The 23,377-nt window shown below is 62.8% G+C and carries 26 protein-coding genes and 1 tRNA gene; 11 read left to right on the forward strand and 16 right to left on the reverse strand.

Annotated features, from left to right (window positions below; genetic code table 11):
- The first annotated feature begins 136 nt into the window (after nt 1-136).
- Nucleotides 137-394, forward strand: coding sequence for a SemiSWEET family transporter (locus ASF00_RS12820; protein WP_055879637.1), 258 nt, complete (start codon nt 137-139; stop codon nt 392-394).
- 245 nt (nt 395-639) lie between these two features.
- Here the strand turns inward: ASF00_RS12820 and cmk are convergent, their stop codons facing one another.
- Both cmk and aroA read right to left on the reverse strand, forming a co-directional pair.
- Nucleotides 640-1,275: a (d)CMP kinase gene (gene cmk, locus ASF00_RS12825; RefSeq protein WP_055879641.1), complete on the reverse strand. Its 636-nt coding sequence runs from the start codon at nt 1,273-1,275 to the stop codon at nt 640-642.
- 1 nt (nt 1,276) lies between these two features.
- Nucleotides 1,277-2,611: a 3-phosphoshikimate 1-carboxyvinyltransferase gene (gene aroA / locus ASF00_RS12830; protein ID WP_055879645.1), complete on the reverse strand. Its 1,335-nt coding sequence runs from the start codon at nt 2,609-2,611 to the stop codon at nt 1,277-1,279.
- A 99-nt stretch (nt 2,612-2,710) separates the two neighbouring features.
- Here aroA and ASF00_RS12835 point away from each other — a divergent pair, with 99 nt between their 5' ends.
- The 3 genes from ASF00_RS12835 (at nt 2,711) to ASF00_RS12845 (ending at nt 4,857) form a co-directional block, all read left to right on the forward strand.
- Nucleotides 2,711-3,037, forward strand: a complete 327-nt coding sequence (locus tag ASF00_RS12835; protein WP_031395784.1) for a TIGR02300 family protein — start codon at nt 2,711-2,713, stop codon at nt 3,035-3,037.
- Between the two features lie 82 nt (nt 3,038-3,119).
- A tRNA-Ala gene (locus ASF00_RS12840) sits at nt 3,120-3,195 on the forward strand.
- 90 nt (nt 3,196-3,285) lie between these two features.
- Nucleotides 3,286-4,857: a DUF6538 domain-containing protein gene (locus ASF00_RS12845; protein WP_327196360.1), complete on the forward strand. Its 1,572-nt coding sequence runs from the start codon at nt 3,286-3,288 to the stop codon at nt 4,855-4,857.
- A gap of 374 nt (nt 4,858-5,231) precedes the next feature.
- Here ASF00_RS12845 and ASF00_RS18545 read toward each other — a convergent pair whose 3' ends face one another.
- The 9 genes from ASF00_RS18545 to ASF00_RS12885 form a co-directional block, all read right to left on the reverse strand.
- Nucleotides 5,232-6,074, reverse strand: coding sequence for a hypothetical protein (locus ASF00_RS18545; RefSeq protein ID WP_156348337.1), 843 nt, complete (start codon nt 6,072-6,074; stop codon nt 5,232-5,234).
- Nucleotides 6,075-6,079: 5 nt separating this feature from the next.
- Nucleotides 6,080-6,634 (reverse strand): hypothetical protein, encoded by a 555-nt coding sequence (locus tag ASF00_RS12855; protein WP_156348338.1) that lies wholly within the window; start codon nt 6,632-6,634, stop codon nt 6,080-6,082.
- Complete coding sequence (locus ASF00_RS12860) at nt 6,634-7,146, reverse strand: hypothetical protein (RefSeq protein WP_156348339.1); 513 nt, start codon at nt 7,144-7,146, stop codon at nt 6,634-6,636. The genes ASF00_RS12855 and ASF00_RS12860 overlap by 1 nt, the downstream gene beginning before the upstream one ends.
- Nucleotides 7,147-7,173: 27 nt before the next feature.
- Nucleotides 7,174-7,437, reverse strand: coding sequence for a hypothetical protein (locus ASF00_RS18550; protein ID WP_156348340.1), 264 nt, complete (start codon nt 7,435-7,437; stop codon nt 7,174-7,176).
- A 1,033-nt stretch (nt 7,438-8,470) separates the two neighbouring features.
- Complete coding sequence (locus ASF00_RS12865) at nt 8,471-9,145, reverse strand: recombinase family protein (protein ID WP_055879660.1); 675 nt, start codon at nt 9,143-9,145, stop codon at nt 8,471-8,473.
- 268 nt (nt 9,146-9,413) lie between these two features.
- On the reverse strand, nt 9,414-10,166 hold the full coding sequence (locus ASF00_RS12870) for a nucleotide-binding protein (RefSeq protein WP_055879662.1): 753 nt from the start codon (nt 10,164-10,166) through the stop codon (nt 9,414-9,416).
- A 297-nt stretch (nt 10,167-10,463) separates the two neighbouring features.
- On the reverse strand, nt 10,464-12,257 hold the full coding sequence (locus tag ASF00_RS12875) for an autotransporter domain-containing protein (protein WP_055879664.1): 1,794 nt from the start codon (nt 12,255-12,257) through the stop codon (nt 10,464-10,466).
- 104 nt (nt 12,258-12,361) lie between these two features.
- Nucleotides 12,362-13,360: an inorganic phosphate transporter gene (locus ASF00_RS12880; protein WP_055879667.1), complete on the reverse strand. Its 999-nt coding sequence runs from the start codon at nt 13,358-13,360 to the stop codon at nt 12,362-12,364.
- Nucleotides 13,361-13,525: 165 nt separating this feature from the next.
- Nucleotides 13,526-14,644, reverse strand: coding sequence for a DUF47 family protein (locus tag ASF00_RS12885; RefSeq protein ID WP_055879670.1), 1,119 nt, complete (start codon nt 14,642-14,644; stop codon nt 13,526-13,528).
- Nucleotides 14,645-14,838: 194 nt separating this feature from the next.
- Here ASF00_RS12885 and ASF00_RS18865 point away from each other — a divergent pair, with 194 nt between their 5' ends.
- Complete coding sequence (locus tag ASF00_RS18865; protein WP_200910540.1) at nt 14,839-15,003, forward strand: hypothetical protein; 165 nt, start codon at nt 14,839-14,841, stop codon at nt 15,001-15,003.
- A 39-nt stretch (nt 15,004-15,042) separates the two neighbouring features.
- On the opposite strand, the gene ASF00_RS12895 is transcribed toward ASF00_RS18865, so the two are convergent.
- Complete coding sequence (locus ASF00_RS12895) at nt 15,043-16,368, reverse strand: MFS transporter (protein ID WP_055879677.1); 1,326 nt, start codon at nt 16,366-16,368, stop codon at nt 15,043-15,045.
- Between the two features lie 114 nt (nt 16,369-16,482).
- On the opposite strand from ASF00_RS12895, the gene pgsA reads away from it, so the two are divergent.
- Genes pgsA through ASF00_RS12910 form a run of 3 tightly spaced genes read left to right on the forward strand, consistent with a single transcriptional unit; the run spans nt 16,483 to nt 17,740 of the window.
- Entirely contained in the window at nt 16,483-17,034 is a 552-nt protein-coding gene (pgsA, locus tag ASF00_RS12900; RefSeq protein WP_055879680.1) for a CDP-diacylglycerol--glycerol-3-phosphate 3-phosphatidyltransferase, read from the forward strand.
- A 2-nt stretch (nt 17,035-17,036) separates the two neighbouring features.
- A complete protein-coding gene (moaD, locus tag ASF00_RS12905; RefSeq protein ID WP_055879682.1) occupies nt 17,037-17,294 on the forward strand; it encodes a molybdopterin converting factor subunit 1 in 258 nt (85 codons plus the stop codon).
- On the forward strand, nt 17,291-17,740 hold the full coding sequence (locus tag ASF00_RS12910) for a molybdenum cofactor biosynthesis protein MoaE (protein ID WP_055879686.1): 450 nt from the start codon (nt 17,291-17,293) through the stop codon (nt 17,738-17,740). Before moaD ends, ASF00_RS12910 begins: the two co-directional genes overlap by 4 nt.
- Nucleotides 17,741-17,849: 109 nt before the next feature.
- Here the strand turns inward: ASF00_RS12910 and ASF00_RS12915 are convergent, their stop codons facing one another.
- The 3 genes from ASF00_RS12915 to ASF00_RS12925 all read right to left on the reverse strand — a co-directional run bounded on the left by ASF00_RS12915 (nt 17,850) and on the right by ASF00_RS12925 (nt 20,240).
- A complete protein-coding gene (locus ASF00_RS12915; RefSeq protein WP_082463415.1) occupies nt 17,850-18,479 on the reverse strand; it encodes a fasciclin domain-containing protein in 630 nt (209 codons plus the stop codon).
- A 136-nt stretch (nt 18,480-18,615) separates the two neighbouring features.
- The gene (locus ASF00_RS12920; protein ID WP_082463458.1) at nt 18,616-19,248 is read right to left on the reverse strand and encodes a fasciclin domain-containing protein; all 633 of its coding nucleotides are present in this window, start codon (nt 19,246-19,248) and stop codon (nt 18,616-18,618) included.
- An 89-nt stretch (nt 19,249-19,337) separates the two neighbouring features.
- Nucleotides 19,338-20,240, reverse strand: a complete 903-nt coding sequence (locus ASF00_RS12925) for a hydrogen peroxide-inducible genes activator (protein ID WP_055879690.1) — start codon at nt 20,238-20,240, stop codon at nt 19,338-19,340.
- A gap of 147 nt (nt 20,241-20,387) precedes the next feature.
- Between ASF00_RS12925 and ASF00_RS12930 the strand changes: the two genes are divergently transcribed.
- A complete protein-coding gene (locus ASF00_RS12930; RefSeq protein WP_055879693.1) occupies nt 20,388-20,933 on the forward strand; it encodes a peroxiredoxin in 546 nt (181 codons plus the stop codon).
- 146 nt (nt 20,934-21,079) lie between these two features.
- Nucleotides 21,080-21,598, forward strand: a complete 519-nt coding sequence (locus tag ASF00_RS12935) for a carboxymuconolactone decarboxylase family protein (RefSeq protein WP_055879695.1) — start codon at nt 21,080-21,082, stop codon at nt 21,596-21,598.
- Between the two features lie 143 nt (nt 21,599-21,741).
- On the opposite strand, the gene ASF00_RS12940 is transcribed toward ASF00_RS12935, so the two are convergent.
- Nucleotides 21,742-22,509, reverse strand: a complete 768-nt coding sequence (locus tag ASF00_RS12940; protein ID WP_055880505.1) for a sulfite exporter TauE/SafE family protein — start codon at nt 22,507-22,509, stop codon at nt 21,742-21,744.
- A 163-nt stretch (nt 22,510-22,672) separates the two neighbouring features.
- On the opposite strand from ASF00_RS12940, the gene epsC reads away from it, so the two are divergent.
- Nucleotides 22,673-23,365 (forward strand): serine O-acetyltransferase EpsC, encoded by a 693-nt coding sequence (epsC, locus tag ASF00_RS12945; protein ID WP_055879698.1) that lies wholly within the window; start codon nt 22,673-22,675, stop codon nt 23,363-23,365.
- The last annotated feature ends 12 nt before the right edge of the window (nt 23,366-23,377 follow it).

Genomic DNA, 23,377 nt, shown 5'->3' on the forward strand with positions numbered 1-23,377 from the left:
GGCGCGTGAGACTCAGAGGTCTCCGCGCCTTCCTCCACGAGCATCGCTCGCCGGACACCTCTGTGTAGCCGAAACCACGTCTCGGAGCAAGTTGGCTGCTGCTTCGTTAGGGGCGGCTCACAACAGGAGCGAAGATTTGAGCGAACGCGGCATTCTCGTGCTGGGCTGGATCGCTACGGCGACGGCGATCGTGATGTATCTGTCGTATATCGACCAGATCATGCTGAACCTTGGCGGGCAGAAGGGGTCGGTGGTCCAGCCGCTCGCGACGATGGTCAATTGCGGGCTCTGGGTGGCGTATGGCGTGCTCAAGCCGAAGCGCGACTGGCCGATCGCGGTGGCGAATTTTCCGGGCGTGGTGCTGGGGGCGATTACGCTGGCGACGGCGCTTTAAAGGGGCGGGGGCTCTCAGCGTCTTTGTTCGCCCGCGAAGGCGGGAGCCCAATCTGGGTCCCCGCCTTCGCGGGGAAACACTGTTAATGCACGGAGCCCTAACCCAACCCAAACACCACCCCGGCGAAGGCCGGGGCCCAAATGGGGGACGGTACTGGCCGAAGATAGCGCTTCGTTACGGCGACTTTCCCAATTGGGCCCCGGCCTCCGCCGGGGTGGTGTTCCTCTTCTGGTGAGGGGAGAGGCCTAAACCGCCGCCTTCTTCGCCCGCTGCGCTTCAACCAGCGCCACCGCGCGCTGCACAGACGCCTCGATCGACAAAAAGCTCGTATCCAGCAACGCAGCATCCGCCGCCATCACCAATGGCGCGGTAGACCGCCCACTATCCCGCGCATCGCGCGCCCGAATATCCGCCAGCACGCGGTCCTTGCTCGCCGTCCCACCGCGCGCCTGCAACTCCGCATGCCGCCGTTGCGCGCGGATGTTCGGGGTCGCCTTCACGAACAGCTTCGCGTCCGCATCCGGTGCGATCACCGTGCCGATGTCGCGGCCATCAAGGATCGCGCCACCCTCCTGAGCAGCGAACCGCTTCTGCCGCTGCATCAGCGCCGCGCGGACCAGCGGATGCGCCGACACGATCGAGGCGAGCGCGCCGATATCGTCGTCGCGCAGTGCCGGATCGGTCATCATCGCATCGTCGAAATCGCACGCCGCGACCGAGTCGGCTTCGCTCTCGGGATCGAGCCCCATCCGCGCCACGTTCAACGCGACCGCGCGGTACAGCAGCCCGGTATCGAGATACGGCAGCTTGTAATGCTTGGCCAAGGCGCGCGCGATCGTGCCCTTGCCCGATGCCGCCGGGCCGTCGACTGCGATGATCATCTTAATTCCCCTGGCCGGTAAGCGCGTCGAGCGACCGGAAGAACACGGGGTAGCTCGTCGCCACCGGCGATACATCGTCGATCGTGACGGGCTCGCTGCTCCCAAGTCCAGCCACCACCATGCTCATTGCGATGCGATGATCGAGTTTCGAGGCCACCCGAGCGCCACCGCGAATCGCCGCGCTGCCCGACCCGGTGATCGCCATGCCGTCCTCATATTCCTCGCAGGCCACGCCGCACGCCTCGAGCGCGATCCGCATTGTCCTGATCCGGTCCGATTCCTTGACGCGCAGCTCGTGCGCACCGCGCGCGATCGTCGTGCCGGTCGCGAACGCGGCGGCGACGAACAGCACCGGATATTCGTCGATCATGCTCGGCGCCAGATCGGCCGGCACCTCGATCGCGGTCAGAGCGGCATGCCGGACCCTCAGGTCCGCGACCGGCTCGCCGCCGACAATCCGCGGGTCGAGCTCGGTGATGTCGGCGCCCATCATGCGCAACGCGGTGACGATGCCGATCCGCGTCGGGTTCAGCCCGACATTGCGCACGACGATGTCCGACCCCGGCACGATCGACGCCGCGACCAGCCAGAAGGCCGAAGACGACGGATCGCCCGGCACGACGATGTCCTGCGGCGCGAGTTCCGCTTCCCCGGTGATCGAGATCACGCGGCCCGCCTCGGTCTCCTCGACGGTCAGCTTGGCGCCGAAGCCGGTCAGCATCCGCTCGCTGTGATCGCGCGTCGCGACCGGCTCGATCACCGTCGTGATGCCGGGCGTGTTGAGTCCCGCCAGCAAGATGGCCGACTTCACCTGCGCCGAGGCGACAGGCAGCGTGTAGCGGATCGGCACCGCCGGGCAGATGCCGCGCACCATGAGCGGCAACCGCCCACCCGGCGACGCGGTGATATCCGCGCCCATCTGCGACAGCGGCTCGATCACGCGGCCCATCGGCCGTCCCGACAGTGACGCGTCGCCGGTAAAGGTGCAGGTGATCGGATGGCTCGACACAAGCCCCATGAGCAGCCGCGTCGAGGTGCCCGAATTGCCCATCTCCAGCGCGGTCTCGGGCTGGAGCAACCCGCCGACACCGACTCCGTCGACGACCCAGATGCCGTCGTCCTGCCGCTCGATCGTCGCGCCCATCGCGCGCATCGCCGCCGCGGTGGCAAGCACGTCCTCACCCTCCAACAGCCCGGTGATCCGGCTGGTGCCGACCGCCAGGCTTGCGAACATCAGCGCGCGGTGGCTGATCGACTTGTCGCCGGGAACCGCGATCGAACCGGTCAGGGGACCGCGCGCGGCCACGTCCAGGGGCTGGGGGAGGGGGTGTGTCATCGGGCCGGGCTTTTGACAGTGGCCTTGCGCTATGGCAAGGCGCGCCCACTTTGCGAGGGTATCCCCCCGCAATCCATTCATCCGAAAGGTTCTATCGGCATGATCAAGCCGGAATGGGGCACGAAGCGTTCGTGCCCGAAATGCGCGACGCGTTTCTACGACCTCGAAAAAGCCGACCCCGTGACCTGCATCGAATGCGGGTATGCCTGGGAGCCCGAGCCCATCCTGAAGTCGAAGCAGCCGCTGCCGTTCGAGGTCGCCAAGCCCGACACCAAGAAGCCCGACGCGGATCTCGAGGGTGACGAGGAAGAGGATATCGCCTCGATCACCGGCGAGGACGAAGAGCCGTCGGCAGACGACGAAGTCGATCTGGGTGGCGACGACGACCTCGGCGTCGAGACGCCGCAGGACGAACACGAGCGTTGAGATAAAGAAATTTGGCAAGCGGTGTTTACGCCGCTTGCCAACCCGGGCGGCTCCGGTTAGTGAGCCGCCTCCCAACGGGAATGGGGCCGTAGCTCAGCTGGGAGAGCGTTCGCATGGCATGCGAAAGGTCAGGGGTTCGATCCCCCTCGGCTCCACCATTCTCTTTAAACCGTTGAAATTACGGTAAAGTGTTGGAAAACAAAGGCTTTTTACAAGCGTCTGGTACAAAGGTACGAGGACGGAAGCCTATGTGTTCATACCTCCACAGAGCCCCTAACGGGGTCTATTATTTCCGCATGGGCATACCTGCGGACCTGCGCCCATTCATGGCTGGGAAGCGGGAGATAAAGCGTTCGCTAGGTCTAAAGGACCGTGACGCCGCTAAAGCCGTGATACCCGATATGACGAAGGCTGCTCATGCCCTGCTCAAGCAAGCGGAGCGGGATAAGGCTGTGGATAAGTCCGGGGATAAATCCGTGGCTAAACCGGTGCCTATCAAGTCCGCTGCTCAGATTGAGCGGGAGCGGCAACGGTGGGAGGCTGAGCAAGAGCAAGCCGAATACACTGCCAACGAATCATTCGCCGCTGATATGGAGCATGAGGCCCTAGGGCCGATTATGGATGCACTTAGCGAGGGCAAGGAGGCTGACGCTTCCCCTGCTGAGATAGCTAGGGCTGGCCGCTTGCTAGTCCTGCATGAGCGGGAGAGGGCAGGGGCGGAACTGGAAGCCCTGCGAAATAGCCTACATGCCCGTTACGGACAAAATGCCCGCGCATCGGAAACCCAAAATCAAGCCGTTGAATGCGAGCCTGCTACCGGGTCCGGTCTGTATCTCGACAAGGATATCCTAGACCGTTGGGCCGCTGAGCGGGGTGTCGTCAAAAAGGGTAAGGATACCCATGAGGCCGTAGCCCGTTGGTTCTACGAGCGGACTGAGCGCAAGCCGGTCGAGCGAATTACTCGGCAAGATGTGCTGGCCTTCAAAGACAAGCTGCTCACTGAGGGCCAGACAGTCGCCAATACGAACATGAAGCTATCCCGCCTGCGGACGCTGATAGGCTGGGCATATCAGAACGATCTAGCGCCATCGAACGTAGCTGAGGGCATTAGCGTCAAGGTTGCCGACAGCGGCAAAACACAACGGCTTCCGTTCTCTCTGCCCGAACTACAGGCCATCTTTGCCAGCCCGGTCTATGCCAATGGGGATCGACCCAAGGGCGGCAGGCTTGAGGCTGCATATTGGCTACCGCTGCTCGGTCTATTCACCGGGGCGCGGCTAGAGGAAATTGGACAGCTTCGCGTGTCGGACGTGCAGCGTAAGGATTACCCCGATCAAGATGGCAAGATGCTGTCCGGTTGGTTCCTGAGCATCGCTGCCGGTACTGACGAACTGGGGCAGGCCAATCGAATCAAGAACGCAGCGAGTGAGCGGCTTGTCCCATTGCATCCCGAGTTAGAGCGGCTTGGCTTTATCACGTATGTTGAGAAGCTGGCCGATCAAAAGGGCAGGGTGTTCCCGGACCTAAAGCCGAATATTTACGGTCGCCATACCGCTAAATGGGGCGAATGGTTTGGGCGCTATCTGCGGACTGTCTGCGGAGTTGCCGACAAGCGTAAGGTTTTCCATTCATTCCGGCATACCTTCAAGGATTATACTCGTAGGGCCAGGATCGCGGAGGGAGTGCAGCGGCAGCTAATGGGCCATGCTGGCCGGGACGTGGCAGACGACTACGGTAGTGGGTACGATCTGCTCAGCTTGGTCGAGGCTATGGCGACATACCGGGTGCCGGGACTTGTTATTGTCAGCAAATCGGAATAATGGGCCGTTTAGATAGCCAACGGTTATCCCGTCTTAAGCGCCTTCGGGTGACGGTCTGATCCTTCGGGTGTGACTAAGAGTGCCGACTTACTCGGCAAGGGATAATCGGACGGTACGCCAGCCTAGCAATAGGGTGAGACAAGCGGTGAAGCCTAACGGCAGGCCGTGACGGGGACCGGATAAGACCGGGGTACGTCCAGCTTTTGACAGTTGAGGCATTCCCTCGCTGCCTATCATGTCGCCTTGGTGACGAGCCAAAGACACAGATACCCAAGAGCGCCCCCGTTCAGCCCCGTCAGGAGTCGATTTGATGCGCTCGGGTATCTGTATGGCCGGATAGCTATCGCCTCTCAGTGACTCTGCTAGCGGGTCTATCAGGCATCATAGCCAAGCGGGACGCCAGCCTCTCGGCGGGCCTGCTCCCCGGTCGGGGTAGCGCGGTATCCCGTATCGGTCTGGAAACCGGCAACGTCGCCTACCGGAGTGCCGTGGGTCTGACGGGCTCGCACCCCGGTCTGAGCTACCCGGATGCCGGTCACGTCCTGTCCGCCCTTGAAGGGATCATAGCCCGTCATGCTCTGCCCCGTCTGTGGGCCGGTGGGGCCGCTGGGAGCCTGCGCTACGAGGGTGTAGCCGGTCGGACCCATGATCCACTGCGGGCCGGTCTGTTGCGCCTGAGCGGGCTGCTGGGCGGGCTGGCGAGCAACGCCGGGAGGCGGGTTGAATGCGAACGAGCTTTTGACCACTTCACCGGGTGGGATCGAGGACGCCTCGGGAACATCAGGCGTTTCCGCATAGGCTTCGACAGTGCTGCCTAGAGCATCATCAACGGTCCAACTAGCAGCATCGGCTTCGGTAACTTCACCCTTACTGATAGCCAAAGCCTTTGCATCCTCAAGGATCATAGGAGCAAGGTTATCTAGATGACTTTCGTCACCGCTGTTATTATATGCTGTCAGTGCCTTGTCATACATCGAGACGGTAGCATCATCGCTGTTATGGATAAGATCGACAGCAATCTCTAGGGTATTCTTCAATGCAGGAACGCGAGCCGTGAATGAGTTTAGAGCTGTAGAGTACGCGGCATTGGCCGGATAGCCCTTTGCCATTTCGTCCTGAGCTTGCTTCTGTACTGAGCGGGGATTGTGCCCATGTACTGCAATCAGGGAAAGTGCGGCCTTCACCTTAATGGCTTGGCGGGGAGTTAGTGCGGTCATTGGTTTTATTCCTTAAACTTATTTAGAATGTGGGGCGGTGCCGGTTTGGCAGGGGAGCTTGGCTCCACGTCGCCCATTGTCGGCAGGGGCGGGATGATCCCGCTACGGATGCAGGCGGCAAGGTACTGGAAGGCAAACTTGCAATCGCTGGGCCTGAGGTACGGACGGCCATTGGCTTCCCAGATCGAACGGACTTGAGCGGCAGAGCGGCGGGCTTCGCATTGGCTGTCCGGGGAGAAGCCGTAGATTGCGGGAGTTACGGCAGCGCCGCTTAGGCGGGGCCATCCTGCGGCATGTTCCTCGGCTTCCCTTGTCAGGATGACAGAGAGGTGAGCGACACGGACCGGCAACGATACGGCTTCAAGCTGCTCGCCGTCTGTCTTCATCAACCAAACGGAAATGGCGGACCATTCCAGATGGGTCTTCGCGGCATCACCATAGGGGCCTGCCCGTTGCATCAGATCGTCTAGGGTCTGCGGGACTAGGGCGACCTTGGGTTCATAATCGGGGCGGGATGGCCTTGGTGGCGCTCCCGTTCCCCGATCATCAAGGTTGGACATTAGGCCGCTACCGCCGCGCCCTTAACATAGCCTCGCTGTTTACCGACAAAGTACAAACCGAACGCCTCTTGTGCGTTACCCGGTGCCAGCGCCATAATCTCGGCAGGGATCAGATGTGGCTTTACCGTTACGAGATATTCGTAAGCAGCATCGTCCAGCCCGGCAAACCCCCTGCATTCATACACCTTGGGGAGAGACTCCTTGGCGTCATTGTCCCAAGTCTTACGGGTATAGTAGATCATGAAGGGAGTATTCATTAGGTTGTGGCCGGGTGTGGCGACAATGCGGATATCGGTGAAAGCCTTAAGCCGCTCCTCCCGCTCTACCTCACCCTGATTAGCAAGTGCATCAGCAAAGCGGTCCTTGGCATCAGCAAGAGACTTAGCAACTTCATCTGCCTTAAGAATGGCAGGCTGGCCGATCAAATCGATAAGATCATTGATCTTCGACAAATGAGCATCAAGGGCTCCAATCTCATTAGCGATATCTGCAAGCGTGGTATTCTGTGTCATTGGTTTTCCTTGTAATGAATTGAGGGATTACGGACGGGGAGCGAACGGGCCGACCCGTAGTTTCTCGGCGCGGTAGGTATGGATCGTGCCTGTATCGGCATCGACTGCGGCCATCAGAGCGGCTCGTCCCGGTCGGCCTGCGGGCTTACGGCAGAGGAAGTCGGGCAATTCGATGCCTAGGGCTTCCAATGTGAAGCGAACGCCAATCGTTACACGGCGGTCGGTAGATGCGAGGTAGTCAGCAACGGGCTTGTTATTGATGCGGTCGATATTAACGGTGACAGTATTCATAGCTTATCCTTTCATCGTGTGTAGGAACTTGTCCCAATGTAAAAGAGAGATAGCCCCCTTGCGTATAAGCAAACGAGAGCGGGTAAATTGATGGTATGAAAAGGGATGCCTGCTAACTGCCAACAGGGGCAACGCTACAGTTAGCAGGCTGGCAATGCTCAGGGCCGATGGGCGTCATTGGATAAATGAGCATTGCGTAGTTAGGGGAGCGGCTAGCGTACCGCCGTGATATGCTAGCCATGAAGCGGACCTGTTTAGGTTCAACGCTCCTACATTCCTCAGATTAACTCAGTAGGGCAGATAACTGGAAAACCAATGACGGAAACCAGAGTATCATTTGCCTATTCAATACAAAGACTAAAGACGCCTCGATATTGATTGCTGAGCTAATCTGAAGGATGCTTATGGGGAATACGGTTATGGCCGTAGAGTATCAATGATACATAGATATAATACTATCTATTATCATCTTAGATTAGGGAATATTAAGCTGGATCTATCGGTTTCCCCCTTACCCCCAAACCTCCTAAATCGGAAGCTACCCGTAAGAACGGATAAAGGATAATCGACTACATAGGTAGAAGCGGAATGCCTCAGCTACAGTCATTGGGAAAGCCTCAGAGCCAATATCATCTTGAGTTAGATCATACGTCGCTTGGAGTGCTATCGGTTTGGACGCCATGCACCTATTCGTAAGAATGGCACACCCCCTCGCTATAAAGCTAACCATTGCTGGCTGTGGGTCCTACAGCTTAAGGCTGTCAATCTTCGTAGGGCTCTACCTACCTTGGGCGGTGATGAATGGTTTATCTAGGACTACGGTACTGGAAAGGACCGATTGCGAAGGTGATGTTCTCTATTGCAATACGGTCCCGAAATGGGGACACGTTGTCCGGCGTCTATGGCCGCTCCCGAATAAGCCCCTCTCAGACTCATTCCGATAATCAGGCTGGGCAATACCCGGACCCTCCCCAATTGAGTCTGGCGGGGCTGAGGCGGCGCATACGCGGGCCTTCCCGTCGCCTGCCCGGTATCAGCTTGGGGAGTGGCAGCGCATTACGTCGCTAACCGATTGAGCCGCCCACTTGCCGCCTCGGGCTGTGATGATCCCGCGCCGATTAAGCTCCCCGGCAATGGCTCTCAGGCTGGTATGGCCGTCAACCTTGATCGCCTCAATGATGGGCGCAACGTCACTAGCGAACGCCTGAGCCTTGGCCTTGATCGCTTCCACCGCTGCCCCGTTGCCCTTGCTCTCCCCGAACGCCTTAGCGCCCATTGGATTGCCTAGCTTGGTGCCTCTGGCCTTGGCAGCGGCGAGGGCTTCAATCGTCCGCTTGCTGATAGCTTTGCGTTCGGCCTGGGCCATTGCTGCCATGATGTGAATTGTAAGCTCGTTAGCCTCGGGCATGTCGGCAGCGATGAAGCGGGTTCCAGCATCTTGCAGCTTGGCAAGGAAGGCGAGGTTGCGGCTCAGCCGATCCAGCTTGGCGATAACGAGGGTAGCCCCTGTCACCTTGGCATGATGCAATGCCTTGATAAGCTCAGGCCGATCATCCCGCTTGCCGCTCTCTACCTCGACATATTCAGCGAGGGGCTGGCAATCCCGCGACTGGCAGAACGAGGCGATGGCAGCTTTCTGAGCATCTAGGCCCAAGCCGCTGCGGCCCTGCTTGGCAGTCGAGACACGGTAGTAGGTGACGGTTCGCATTGGCTGGCTTCCCTGTTGCCAAGCCTAGATACGAGTACTGTCCATAATTGTCTAACGCTCGTTAGGTTATTCTGGACAGGGCCGGAAGCGGATCGTTTGGCGATAGTGACACGTCATGCAGGGATGGAGAACCACGCGCGATAATGCAGGTCGCGCTAGGCGTGTCATAATCGTGTGAGGGGCGAACCGGGCATACGGGGTAAACGGCGCTCACTCTTGTTGGAATTGCCCTCTCGCAAATCTCTATCAAAAATATGCCGTAGCCGACTCAGTAGAACCCAGAACTTCGTGAGTTAGGCGCGTCCTTGAGTTGGACAGTTTCCTTCCCGACACGGTCGATCACATACCCCCACTTTGCACCGGCCTTCTCGATGTACAATCGCGCAGAGCCGGGTTTGAGCTTTAGGATGGAGTCAATCTCATTGAAGCGCATTACGCTAGTATTGTCGCTGGATGACCTTCCCCCAAACCAACTCTCGATGATAGAGACACAATCATTCTCGTCATCGATTAGCCCTTCATCGGCGGCAACCGGCTCACTAATTGCTGCCGGCTCAGGCTCCCGAGTACCAAGCTGTTTGATGCTCTTTCTAATTCGATTACAAGCTGCGCCAAGAGCCGCAACTAGGTTCTTGTCTTGCCGATCCGCATCATATTCTGCAGGTGTAATCCCGAGCAAATCTGTTGGTAGGTGCAAATCATCGGAATTGCGTGGCGTGATGATAAAGCAACGCTCTTGACCCAATCGCCCAGCAAAGAGTCCGAGTTCAAAGATTACGTTGTCACGTACCGTCGAAACAATCTCTTTGCGCATTGCAGTTAGATCGTCGGGGGCCATAACGAAAATGGCGAAATCATTAATATCTAACTGGTCAATCAATGCCGCCATTGTACCACGCGATGGCTGGAATACGCCTTGGGTCCAGACGGTGGCTTCGACATCGTAATCCAACCCCTCCTGTACGGCGTAGGCTAGATCAACATGCTCCGTGGAGGAGCCAATAAAGACGCGTGGTTTCATTCCTTGAACGTACAGTTCCGCGCCTGCCGTTGGCAAGCCTTCGAACTGGCGGCGAGAGATGGACGTCGGCCCTTGCCTCAATTAGTACAAAAGCCTAATACAAGCGTCCCGACGCCAAAATAAATATCCTTTGTTTCTCAGTGCTTACGGGGATTTTAACCGATCCCCCTCGGCTCCACCATTTCCGTTGACGACCGGTCGATCGGACCGATGTTCCAGATAGTATAGACCAGGCCGTTGGCCAGCGCGGGCACTGTCCGGGATGCAGACTCTCCACATCCCGAACCAGCACCATAGTCAGAACGCGGCGGATAGCCCGGCGAATGCCGTCACGCTGTCGCGATCGTCGCGCAGCGCGTAGCCCGCTACACCCGCGCGAAGCGACAGCTGGCCGGCGACCGTGCCGTCGACGCCCATCGCATAGCTCATATAGTTGCGATCGGCGCGCTCCACGGTGCTCGTGAAGCTGATCGGCGCGCCGGTCGGCGTCATCGTCAGCGTACGCGGGTCGTCGTCGAACTCACGCTCATACCCGGCGCGCGCGAAGAATCGCACCGGTTCGCCCGGCACCGTGCGGATCACCGCGCCGAACCGGCCGGTCAGGCTTTCGATCTCCTGCCTGCCGAACGTCGCCGCGGTCGAGAGTCCGCCGGTCTCCGTATAACCCGCGATACGGACCCGGTCATATTGCGCGGCGAGGTCGGGACCGAAGGCGACGCCACCCAGTGTGATCAGATCGAACGCGGCGGTGATGCGGCCGGCGACGTAGGTGCCGTCGGTTTCGCCCTCATGCGTGCGCAACGCGGGCCCGAGCTGGACGCTGCGGCGGATATGGCGATAGTCGATCTCGCCATAGGTGCCGTCCGCGAGCAGGCGCACCGGGCCGAGCTCGCCGCGCGCGTAGCCGCTGACCGACCAGGCGCGCGGCTTGTAGGTGCCCGCGCCGGTCTTGAAATCACCCGTGCCGTCCGAATAGCCGCCGGCGACGCCGACGCCGGATGCATCGCCGATTGCGAGGTCGGCGCCCACGGTGCCACTGAACCCGCGCTCGGTGATGCCGACGCGCTGCGCCGAGGTGCCGCTCGCATAATAATGATAGCCGGCACTGCCGAACACCGACAGCGCCTGGCCGTCGCGTTGCGCGCCGCCGCGCTCCGCCGCTTCGATCAGGTCGCGCTGCCCGCGGAACATCGCCTGCGCGGCGTAACCGAGCCCGGCGATCTGGTCGGGGGCCTGGACGAGGCTGGCGATCGCCTGGCCCTGGATCCGCTGCGTCTTCCCCGATGGGTGGACGCTGTCGGCGAGGATATAGGTCTCGTTGGCGTCGGGCGAGACGAGCGTCGCGCGCGTGCAGGCCAGCGAGGAGGGGACGGTGCACGCGACGCCGGTGATGTTGGTGTAGCCATAGGTCGCAGGGCTCGCGACGAGCTCGCCGAACAGCCGGTCGGTATCGAAATACAGCGCATTGACGTTCGCCGCCGCCAGCGCCGCGGCATAGGTCCGGTTGAACAGCTGCAGCCCGGCCGCACCGCCCGACTGGACCGCGAGCGTCACGATCCGGCTCGCGCCCGCCGCCTGGAGCCTGCTGACCTGCGCTGCGAGCTGCGTGGCGGCGGTGGTCAAGATCGCGGTGTTGGTGCTGCCCCCGGCCTGGAACGCGAAATAGTCGTTCCCGCCGCCCTGGATATAGACGAGGTCGCGCGGCCCGAAGGTGCCGCCAGCGGCGAGGAAATTGCTGATCTGCGTCGTGACCGGGATCGACAGCGCGTTGGCTGCCGTCACACGCGCGCCGCCGACCGCATAGTTGGTGCCGCCCTTGCCGTAGACCGGATCGAGCGCGAGCCCGAGTCGCGCGGCGAGAACCTCGGGCGCGACCGGATCAGGGTTGGTCGTGAAGCTGCCCGCATCGCGCGGCAGACGCGGATCGAGCGTGAGATAATAGCCGCCGTCGGCAAGGCTGTCGCCGAACACCACCATGCGGTTGTAGGTTTCGCTGGCCGCCACATTAATCGTGCTGCCGGTCTGTGCGTGGCCCGGACTCGCGATGCTCAGCGCGGTCCCCAACAGCAACGCCGTATAGGTCGTCTTCATGATACCCTCTCCCTGGCGGCAAAGGATCGCTGTCCTTCGCTCGCCAAAGAGTGTCGTGGCGCTTTACGATTGCGTCAATAGACTGCGTTTGGTCGGCGAACCATTCAGACGAACAGCCCGACCAGCAGATACGTCCCCGCGCCGATCAGCCCGGCCGCGGGCAGCGTCAGCGTCCAGGCGACGACGATATTGCTCGCCACGTTCCAGCGGACCGCGGACAGGCGCCGCGCGGCGCCGACGCCGACGATCGAGCCGGTGATCGTGTGAGTCGACGAGACCGGGATACCCCAGAAGGTCGCGGCGAACAGCGTGATCGCGCCACCGGTCTCCGCACAGAATCCCTGCGCCGGGGTTAGCCGCGTGATCTTCGAGCCCATCGTGTGAACGATCCGCCAACCACCCGACAGCGTGCCGAGCGCCATCGCCGCCTGACACGACAGCACCACCCAGAGCGGCACGTGGAATTCGCCGCCGAGCAGCCCCTGCGAATAGAGCAGCACCGCGATGATCCCCATCGTCTTCTGCGCGTCGTTGCCGCCATGCCCGAGCGAGTAGAGCGCGGCTGAAATCAGCTGGAGCTTGCGGAACCGCTTGTCGACGCCGAGCGGGGTGAGCTTGAGGCTGGTCCAGGCGACGAGCAGCACGAGCACCAGCGCGAGCATCAGCCCGATCGCGGGCGAGGCGAAGATCGCGATGACGGTCGCGATGACGCCTTTCCAGACGATCGCACCGAAGCCGACCTTCGCGATGCCGGCCCCCAGCAGGCCGCCGATCAGCGCGTGGCTGCTGCTCGACGGGATGCCGAGCACCCAGGTGATGACGTTCCACGCGATCGCGCCCATCAGCGCGGCGAAGATCACCTGCGCATCGATGACATGCGCCTGGACGATCCCGGTGCCGACGGTCTGCGCGACGTGCAGGCCGAAGACCGCGAACGCAATGAAGTTGAAGAACGCGGCCCACAGGACGGCATATTGTGGCTTGAGGACGCGCGTGGAGACGACCGTGGCGATCGAGTTCGCCGCATCGTGCAGGCCGTTCAGGAAGTCGAACAGCAGCGCGATGCCGATGAGGCCGATGAGGAGCGGGAGGGAGAGGATCATGCGGCTGCCGCCCTATCCGCTACCATGCCACCCCAGCCTGTCTGTTCTTCCGCGAAGGCGGGAGCCCAGGGTACCAATCGGCGTAGTGGGTGGGATTCCTGGGCCCCCGTTTTCGCGGGGGAACGGGAAGGGCGTGCACAATGCGCTGCACGCCCGCAAAACAGCTCAAGCATGGTCGATGACCAGCCCCTGGATCTCGTTTGCGACATCCTCGAAGCGGTCGACGATCTTTTCAAGGCTGCTGTAGATTTCGCGGTTGATGATGAAGGTCATCGGATCCGCGCTGATCTTCGACGCTTGGAACAGCGCACGCAGGCCGGTGTCGTGGATGTCGTCGGCATGCCCCTCGATCTGGATCAGCCGCGCCGTCAGGTCGTGCAGCCGGCCCGCATTGGTGCCGAGCGAGCGGAGCAGCGGGATCGCCTCCGCGGTGATCCGCGCGGCCTCGACGATGATGCCTGCCATGTCGCGCATTTCGGCCGAGAATGCGGTCACCTCGTACAGCGCGATCGCGTTCGCGGTGCCGTTCATCTGGTCGATCGCGTCGTCCATCACGCCGATCAGGTCGGTGATCGCGCTGCGGTCGAACGGCGTCACGAACACGCGGCGGACGTCCTGCAGGACCTCGCGCGTGATGTCGTCGGCTTCGTGCTCGCGCTTGACGATCTCGGCGATCTGACCCTCGATCGAGCCTTCGCCGTGGAGCAGCCGTGCGAGCGCATCGGCACCGGCGACCAGCGTCGCGGCATGCGCGTCGAACAGTTCGAAGAACCGTCCCTGCTTCGGCATCAGCGACTGGAACCAGCCCAGCATCGGAATTCTCCTTTTCGCACTCGTGCGTACGACGGGTAAGATACGTTGCGCGAGCGTCGCCGGGATCGGCGGCTCGCGGAAGGCAGCGATAAGCGCCTTCAGGCCGGGCTCATTGACAGCCTCCGCCGCGCGATCAAGCGTAAACCAGCGCGTGTCGCGTTGATGACGCTCGGGCCAGTCATCGACCTGCTCGACGAAGGCGAGTGGAAACACCGTCACGATCATGTCGCGGTAGCGGCCCGTGCGACGTCGTTTCCGGTAGCCGAATTCGCCGACTGCGGTGGGGCAGGGAATGCCGCGGATCCCCGCTTCCTCATAGGCCTCCTGCGCGGCGGCCTCGTGGCTGGCGAGCCCGGTGATGGGATTGCCCTTGGGGATCACCCATCGACCGGTATCGCGCGAGGTGATCAGCATCACGCGGGCATGACCGTCGCCGTCGATGATGTAGGGAAGTGCCGCAATCTGCTGGATAATTCTGATCCTGTACCCCGCGGGCTCGCGGCGATTCGCGCAAGCTTATACGCCACGGCGGGGGAGGAACAGGGGGCGCCGGACGGCTTTGGCACGGAGTCCGGCGCGGCGATTCCGTCCCATTCCCGGACGGCGCCGGTTTAACCACTTTTGGCGCTGGTCGATTTAGTAAACGCGGCGTTAACGTTTGCATCATGACCAGACGCCTAGTCCTTACCAACGAAGCCGCCCGCCACCCGCTGCGCCGCGCATTGCCGCCGCCGGTGACCGCAAAGCCCCGCGACGACGATCACGACATCAAGCTGTTTCTGTTGAGCTTCGCCGCGTTCTTCACCTGCTTCTACAGCTTCTTTCTCTGAGCGCAGGCGGCTGGCCGCCCGCCTCACGCGGACGTCCGCCTAGTGGCGAAGTCCTGGCAGGCATCCGTTCGCATCGTCGTCGCAGGCAAGGTGCAGCTTCTGCGCCAGCCATGCCGAGACGAGGCACATCGCCGCGACCAGGAATAGCATGTTCTCCGGCGTCACGCCCAGCGCGGTGATGCCGATGACCAGGATCGAGCCGATCGTCATCGCGCCAGAATTGACCACGTTGTTCGCCGCCACGGTGCGTGCGGTCTTATCGCGTTCGACCGTCGTCGTCAGGAACGCGTAGAGCGGCACGACGAACATGCCGCCGGTGATCGCGATCGCCAGCAGCGTCGCCAGCACGGGGACCGCGCCTGGCTGGCGGATGAACCCCGCCCAGTCGTAGAACTGCCCCGGCGGCGCAGGCGTCCAGTTCCGCGCGAGGAACGAGAACAGCACGACGAAGCCGCCCATCGCGATCACCGACGCGGGCGAGAACTTCGCCGAAATACGCCCCCGCAGCATCGAGTTGATCACCACCGACCCGATCGCGACGCCGACCGAGAAAACCGCGATCACGAAGCTTGCGACGCGCTCGTCGGCGGTGAGCACATTCTTCACCAGCGGCGGGAAGACGATGATCAGCACGGCGCCGATCGTCCAGAAGAAGCTGATCGCGATGATCGCGAGGAACAGCCGCGGAATGTGCAGCGTCGCGCTGATCAACCGCCACGACGCGGTGAACGGGTTGTAGTCGAGTTTGAGCGGCGGCCCCTCGCGCGGGGCGGGCGGCACCTGGCGGCCGGAGAACCAGCCGATCACCGCCACGATCAGCACGCTGGCGGCGGCGCCCTCGATCGGGATCCAGCCCGCGGTCACGGTGCCCAGCAGGATCGCGAGATAGGTGCCCGCCTCGACCAGTCCGGTGCCGCCGAGCACGTCGCCGGGGGGGAGATGCTGCGGAAGGATCGCGTATTTGATCGGGCCGAAGAACGTCGAGTGGACGCCGAGGCACAGCACCGCGCCGAGCATCAAGCCGATGCCGAGGCTCGGGTGGCCCGCGCGCGCGACCATCAGCCCGGTCGCGCCGAGCAGCATGATGCCGATCTCGACCGTCTTCACGATCCGGATGATTCGCGCCTTGTCGTGGCTGTCCGCCAGTTGCCCCGCGAGTGCGGACAGCAAGAAGAACGGCAGGATGCCGAGCCCCGTCGCCAACGCGTTGAAATTGGCTTCCATCTTCGGATCGTTGAAGACCGCATAGGTGGCGAACAGGACCATCGAGGTCTTGAACAGATTATCGTTGAACGCACCGAGGAACTGCGTCGTGAACAGGGGCAGGAAGCGACGTTGCTTCAGCAACCCAAGGGCATTGAGCATGACGGGAAATAGCCCTGATCGTTGCGAAAATACGGCGAAGCCTTAGCCGAGTGGCATCGCGACGCCAACGTTAAACCGGTTTCGCCGCGCGGCCGACCGGTATAGGGGTGGTATGTGCTGAGCTTGCCTAACCTCCTGACATTGTCGCGGATCGTCGCGGTGCCCCTGCTGGTCTGGTTCCTGTGGTGGCCCGACTGGGAGGCGGGGTACGGTATCGCCTTCGTGTTGTACTGCCTGATGGGCATCACCGACTATTTCGACGGCTACCTCGCGCGGTCGAGTGGCGCGGTGTCGCGGCTCGGGATCTTCCTCGATCCGATCGCCGACAAGATCATGGTCGCCGCGGTGATCCTGATCCTGGTCGGGACGCGCGATATTCCGGGCGTCCATGTGATCGCCGCGCTGGTCATCCTGCTGCGCGAGATCGCGGTGTCGGGGCTGCGCGAGTTCCTGGCGCAGGTCCAGGTTTCGGTGCCCGTCTCGCAATTGGCGAAGTGGAAGACGACGCTGCAACTCGTGTCGCTCGGCGGCATCATTCTCGGCGGTGCGGTGCCCGAGATGGCGTGGGTGCATAATGTCGGCATCGTCGCCCTGTGGGGCGCGGCCTTCCTGACCGTGCTGACCGGATGGGATTATCTCCGCGTCGGCCTGAAGCACATGGACTGAGCATGACAATACGCATGGTGTATTTCGCCTGGGTGCGCGAGCGCATCGGCACGGGGGAGGAGTCGGTCGCGCCGCCCGCGAGCGTCGTGACGGTGGCGGATCTGGTCGGTTGGCTGGCCGAGACGAGCGAGCCGCATGCGCACGCGTTCGAGGATCGCGCGCGGTTGCGCGCGGCGGTCGATCAGGAATTCGTCAGCCTCGATACGCCGATCGGCCGCGCGCAGGAGATCGCGATCTTTCCGCCGGTGACCGGCGGATGATCCATATTTCGGTGCAACAGTCGGCGATCGATATCGCGGCTGAGATGACGCGCGCCGAGGCGGCGGGGGCGGGGGCGGTCGCGACCTTCACGGGTCTCGTTCGTGCCGATGACGGCGTCGGCACGCTCGAACTCGAACATTATCCCGGCGCGACCGAAGCGGCCTTGCTGCGGGTTGCCGAGCAAGCGATCGAGCGCTGGACTCTGCAGGGGGCGATCATCGTCCACCGCGTGGGTCCGATGCATCCGGGCGAGCGGATCGTCTTCGTTGCGGCGACGGCGGCGCATCGTGGCGCCGCGCTCGAGGCGTGCACGTACCTGATCGACCGGCTGAAGACGGACGCGCCGTTCTGGAAACGCGAGACGCGGGGCGCGACGGCGAGGTGGGTAGAAGCGCGCGATAACGATCACGCCGCCGCTGCACGCTGGGATCAGCCGGAAACCTGAATCAGGTCGTAAGCGCCGCAAGCGCAGGGGCCAGACCGTGTCCCCACCTTTGCGGGGACACACGGCAGTGCGGGCCGCGCGCGAGAGGCGTTCGCGGCCCGCGACCCGTTTAGCCGAGCTTGGGAACGCTCATGCCGTTGGTCAGGTGGACGACGCCGTTCGTCTCCTTGATGTCGGCCGTATCGACATAGGCCTTGATCCCGGCGGTATCGGTCAGCTCGATATTGCCGTTGGGGCCGAGCGACGCGATCAGCGGCTGGCCGGCAAGCGTCGTCAACGTGGTCTTGCCACCGCCCGCGGTGATCTGCGCCTTCAGCTGGTCGGACGTGATCGCACCGGCAACGACGTGATACTTGAGGATCGTCGCCAGCGTCGGCGCCGATTCGGGCTTCAGCAGCGTATCCAGTGCGCCGGCCGGCAGACGGGTGAAGGCTTCGTCGCTCGGTGCGAAGACGGTGTACGGGCCGGGGCCCGCAAGCGTCGTCTGCAGCTTTGCCGCGGTCACCAGCTTGGTCAGCGTCGCACGGTTCGGCAGCGTCGGGAGCGCCGCGGCGATCGTCGTGGTCGGCGCGGCCGTCGGGGCGGCTGGCGTCGCGGCGCCCGGTGCAGCCGGCGCCGCCGTGGCTGGCACGGTCTGCGGCGTCGCCGGTACGGTGGGCGACGTGGTCTGCGCGGTTGCACCCGCAGCGACGATCATGCTCGAGGCGGCTGCGATCAGAAGGTTGGTCTTAATAGTCATCTGTGACTCCAACTATACTTGATGGGACGGGTAGAAATTCGAACGAAAAACGTAGGTATGGGCTCGGTCGATCTTCAATCTTTTCGCGGACCAGCCGCAGCAGACATGCGATGAACCGAGCCATTGCCCTTGGCGATCAGCTCAATTTCGGCACGATGACGCCGTTGACCACGTGTACGACACCGTTCGACTGGCGTACGTCTGCGGTTTCGACATAGCTCTTGTTGCCGTTTACGTCGGTCAACGTGATCACCGCACCAACCAGTGTCGCGGTGATCGGATCACCTTCGACCGTGGTCAACGTCGCGGTGCCCCCGCCCGCCGCGATCCGCTGGCGCAGGTCGTCGGCGGTCACGACGCCCGGCAAGACGTGATAGGTCAGTACTTTGGTCAGCGAGGATTTGTTTTCCGGCTTCAACAGCGTGTCGACCATGCCGGGCGCAAGCCGACCGAACGCGTCGTTGGTCGGTGCGAACACCGTGAACGGACCTGGGCCGGACAGTGTACCGACCAGATCGGCGGCCTTTACTGCGGCGACCAGCGTCGACAGATTCGGTGCGGCCGACGCATTGTCGACGATCGTCCGGGTGGCCATCATCGGCACGCCGCCGACGGTCGGGTTGGCGACCGCGGGCGGGCCGTTCGGTACGGACAGCGCAGGATTGGCGGGCGTGGTCGACGCACTGGCCACGTCGTCCTTCGATTTGCCGCTGCACGCCGCAAGCGCCAGCGCACTCGTGATCAGCAGTAGCGGAAACGTCTTCGACATCATCGGATCTCCAGCGGGAAGTGCGAGACATACGATCGAACGCCGAGTTGGTTGCGCATCCGTGCCAATCCCGGCGTCGATGTGCGCCGCTATTGAACGTCGGCAAGTGCCTTGGCCATCAGCCGGAAATCCTTCTCGCGCGGGCTTGCCCGTCGCCAGACCAGCGCGATCTTTCGCACCGCGTTGATCTCATCGAGCGGCCGTGCCGTGATGTTCGTGTTGTCGAGGATCCCCGCCTTCAGCGCCATTTCGGGCAGCATCGTGATGCCGAGCCCGTTGTCGACCATCTGCACGATCGTGTGCAGCGAGGTCCCCAGCATCGTCGCTTCCGCGCGCAGTTCGGGGCGATTGCACGCCCCCAGCGCATGGTCCTTCAGGCAATGCCCATCCTCGAGCAACAGCAACCGAGTCTCGTCGATCGCCGACGCCGGGATCGCGGGCAGTGCGGCGGGCACCTCCCCCGACGGATAGGCGACGAACAGTCGATCCTCGAACAGCGTCTCGGCCGTCACTTCGCCGCAAGCATAGGGGAGTGCCAGCAGCACGCAGTCGGTGCGGCCGTTATGCAACCCCTCGCAGGCCGCGCCGCTCGGCTCCTCGCGCAGGAACAGCTTCAGGTCCGGATAATCCTTTCGCAAACGCGGCAGGATGCGCGGCAGCATGAATGGCGCGATCGTGGGGATCACGCTCATCCGCATATCGCCCGATAGCGGCTGGCCGGCGGCACGCGCCATGTCGCCCAGCTCCTCCGCCTCGCGCAGCACGCGCCGCGCCTTGTCGGCGATCGAATCACCCAGCGGCGTGAACCGCACGACGCGCCGCGTACGCTCGACCAGAACCACGCCGATCAGCGTCTCGAGCTCGCGCAGCCCCGCCGACAGCGTCGATTGCGTCACGAAACACGCTTCGGCGGCACGGCCGAAATGCCCGTGATCCTTCAGCGCCACCAGATATTGCAGCTGTTTCAACGTCGGTAGGTAAGTCGCAGCCATTAATCGCCTCTATCGATCATCAGGTGATAAATAGAGTGTTGGATCGATTACACCAGTCCCCATATACCGCATCGCACAACGACCGAGCGGGACAACCGCCGCCAGTGAGGATGCCTGGAGCCAAAGATTTTACAGGAGGCTTCCATCATGTTGACCATCGGCGACCAGTTCCCCTCGATGACCATCCCCGTCCAGCAGGGCACCGCAGCGCTGCCCGCCGGCGAGACGCTCGACCTGACGACGGCCTATCCCGGCAAGTGGAAGGTGCTGTTCTACTGGCCGAAGGACTTCACCTTCGTCTGCCCGACCGAGATCGTCGGCTACAGCGACATCCGCGGCGATTTCGAGGATCGCGACGCCGTGCTGATCGGCGCATCGACCGACACCGCGCACGTCCACCTCGCCTGGCGCAAGTCGGATGCGGACCTTGCCGCAGCCGACTTCCCGTGGCTGGCGGATAACGGCGCCAAGCTCGCCGACGCGCTCGGCATCGTCGACAAGAACGAGCATGTCGCGTTCCGTGCGACGTTCATCATCGATCCGGACAACGTCATCCAGGCGGTCCAGGTCAACGGCCTGAACGTCGGCCGCAACCCGGCCGAGACGCTCCGCGTGCTCGACGCGCTGCAGACCGACGAGCTGTGCCCGTGCAACTGGAACAAGGGCGACGACGTCCTCCAGCTCGCCGCCTAAGTAAAACTCTTCTTTCCCCTTCCCGCTTGCGGGAGGGGGCAGGGGGTGGGCCCGCGCGCTCCCCGAACGCATCCGTTCATGGTGAGCGCGGGCCCACCCCTCAGTCCCCTCCCGCAGGCGGGAGGGGAGGAAGAATTAGTAGAGATATGTCGCTCAAGGAATTCGCCGGGCAGCTGCCCGATTACGCCAAGGATATCCGTCTCAACGTCGGCTCGCTGCTGAACGAGACGCATCTGACCGATCAGCGCAAATACGGCCTGCTGCTCACCTGCGCGCACGGTTCGGGCTACAAGCCGCTCGTCGAGGCCGCCGAAGCCGAATGCGCGCCCAAGCTGTCGCCCGAAGCCGCCACCGCCGCCCGCGCCGCCGCTGCGGTGATGGCGATGAACAACGTCTATTACCGGTTCACGCATCTCGCCGGGAACCAGGAATATCGCAACATGCCCGCCAAGCTGCGCATGAACGTGATCGGCCAGCCGGGCATCGACAAGGTCGATTTCGAGCTGTTCAGCCTGGCCGTGTCGGCGATGAACGGCTGCGGCATGTGCATCGACAGCCACGAGCAGATCCTGAAAAAGGCGGGCGTCACCGCGGAGGCGATCCAGACCTCGGTCCGCATCGGCGCTGTGATGGCGGCCGTCGCGACGGTCCACGCTACGCTGTGACGCGGTAATCCTCCCCCGCGAGGGGGAGGTGGCTGGCGCTTGCCAGACGGAGGGGGAGGAAAGGGGTAACGCCTGTTGCGTGTCCGCCCCCTCCGTCGCCTTCGGCGCCACCTCCCCCTGGCGGGGGAGGATTGTACGAGTTTCTAGTGCCAGATCGCGCGGTAGAGGCCGAACAGGCTGGTGATCGTCAGGATCACGCCTACCATCACCATCAAGGTCTTCGCCGGAACACGCTTCGCCAGCATCGCCCCGAACGGCGCGGCCAGCACGCCGCCGATCAGCAGCCCCACCGTCGCCTGCGTGAACGCCGACCAGCCAAGCTGCGTGATGAACGTCGCGGAGATCGTCGCGGTCAGGAAGAATTCAGCCGTGTTGACCGTCCCGATCGTGGTGCGCGGCGACGCCCCCTGAACCAGCAGGTTCGACGTCACGACCGGCCCCCAGCCGCCGCCGCCCGCCGCATCGAGGAACCCGCCGACGAGCCCGAGCGGCTCGACGATCTTCGGCTCCTTCTGCTTGGGCGGATAGCGCAGCCCGCGGTAGAGCAGGTAGACGCCGATCGACGTCAGATAGGCCAGGATGAACGGCTTGGCGGTGCTCGCGTCGATGTTCGACAGCACATAGGCGCCCAACACCCCGCCGATCACGCCCGGGATCATCAGCCGCAGAAACAGCGTCCAGTTCACGTTCTTGTGCAGCACATGGCTGATCCCCGACACCGCGGTGGTGAATGTCTCGACGGTATGCACGCCCGCCGACGCGGCGGCCGGCGGCACCCCGACCCACAGCAGCAGCGTATTCGAGATCACCCCGAACGCCATGCCCAGCGCGCCATCGACGACCTGCGCAGCGAACCCGACCAGGATGAAGGGCAGCAGCGTCTCGAAGCTCACGGTCGTCAGGTCGAACATCGGCATCCCCTTGCAATCATGTCCTACCTGCTACGCGCGGGCTTATCCGACAACAAAGATAGGCTTTACCCCGATCCGGACGATCTGATGCCCCCCAAAGCGCGCGCTTCTGGAAATCGACCGTTCGATATCCTAGATACGGCAATCGCGAAGGGGACTGCGGATGTCGAGCGGATTACTGGCCTATCTGGATTCGATCCGCGCCCGCGACCCGGCCCCGCATTCGCGCGCCGAGATCATGCTGTACCCCGGCGTATGGGCACTCGGCTATCACCGCATCGCGCATCGTCTGTACAAGGCGAAACTGTATTTCCTCGCGCGCTGCGTCAATCACTGGTCGCGGTTCATGACCGCGATCGACATCCACCCCGGCGCGACGATCGGCCGCAATTTCTTCATCGACCACGGCTTCGTCGTGATCGGCGAGACCGCGGAGATCGGCGACGACGTGACGATCTACCAGTGCGTCACGCTCGGCGGCACCAGCCCCGACAATGGCGTCCAGGGTAAGCGTCACCCCACGATCCTCGACGGGGCGATCATCGGCTCGGGTGCGCAGGTGCTTGGACCCATCACGCTTGGCATGCGCTCACGCGTCGGCGCCAACGCGGTCGTCACGCGCGACGTACCGGCGGGAACGACGGTCGTCGGCATTCCCGCGCGCACGACCACGATCGAAGGCGGCAACGCGCCCGAGCTGCCGCGGTTCGTGCCTTATGGTACGCCGTGCAGCGAGGCGTTCGACCCGGCGACGCAGAAGATGGAGCTGATGCGGTGCGAACTCGAGACGATGCGCAAGCGGCTCGACGCGCTGCTCGCCGACGATCAGCCAGAAGGCCGTCGCGACCGCGCATGATGGTGGCTGGCT

Source organism: Sphingomonas sp. Leaf34, assembly GCF_001421805.1.
Taxonomy (GTDB): Bacteria; Pseudomonadota; Alphaproteobacteria; order Sphingomonadales; family Sphingomonadaceae; genus Sphingomonas.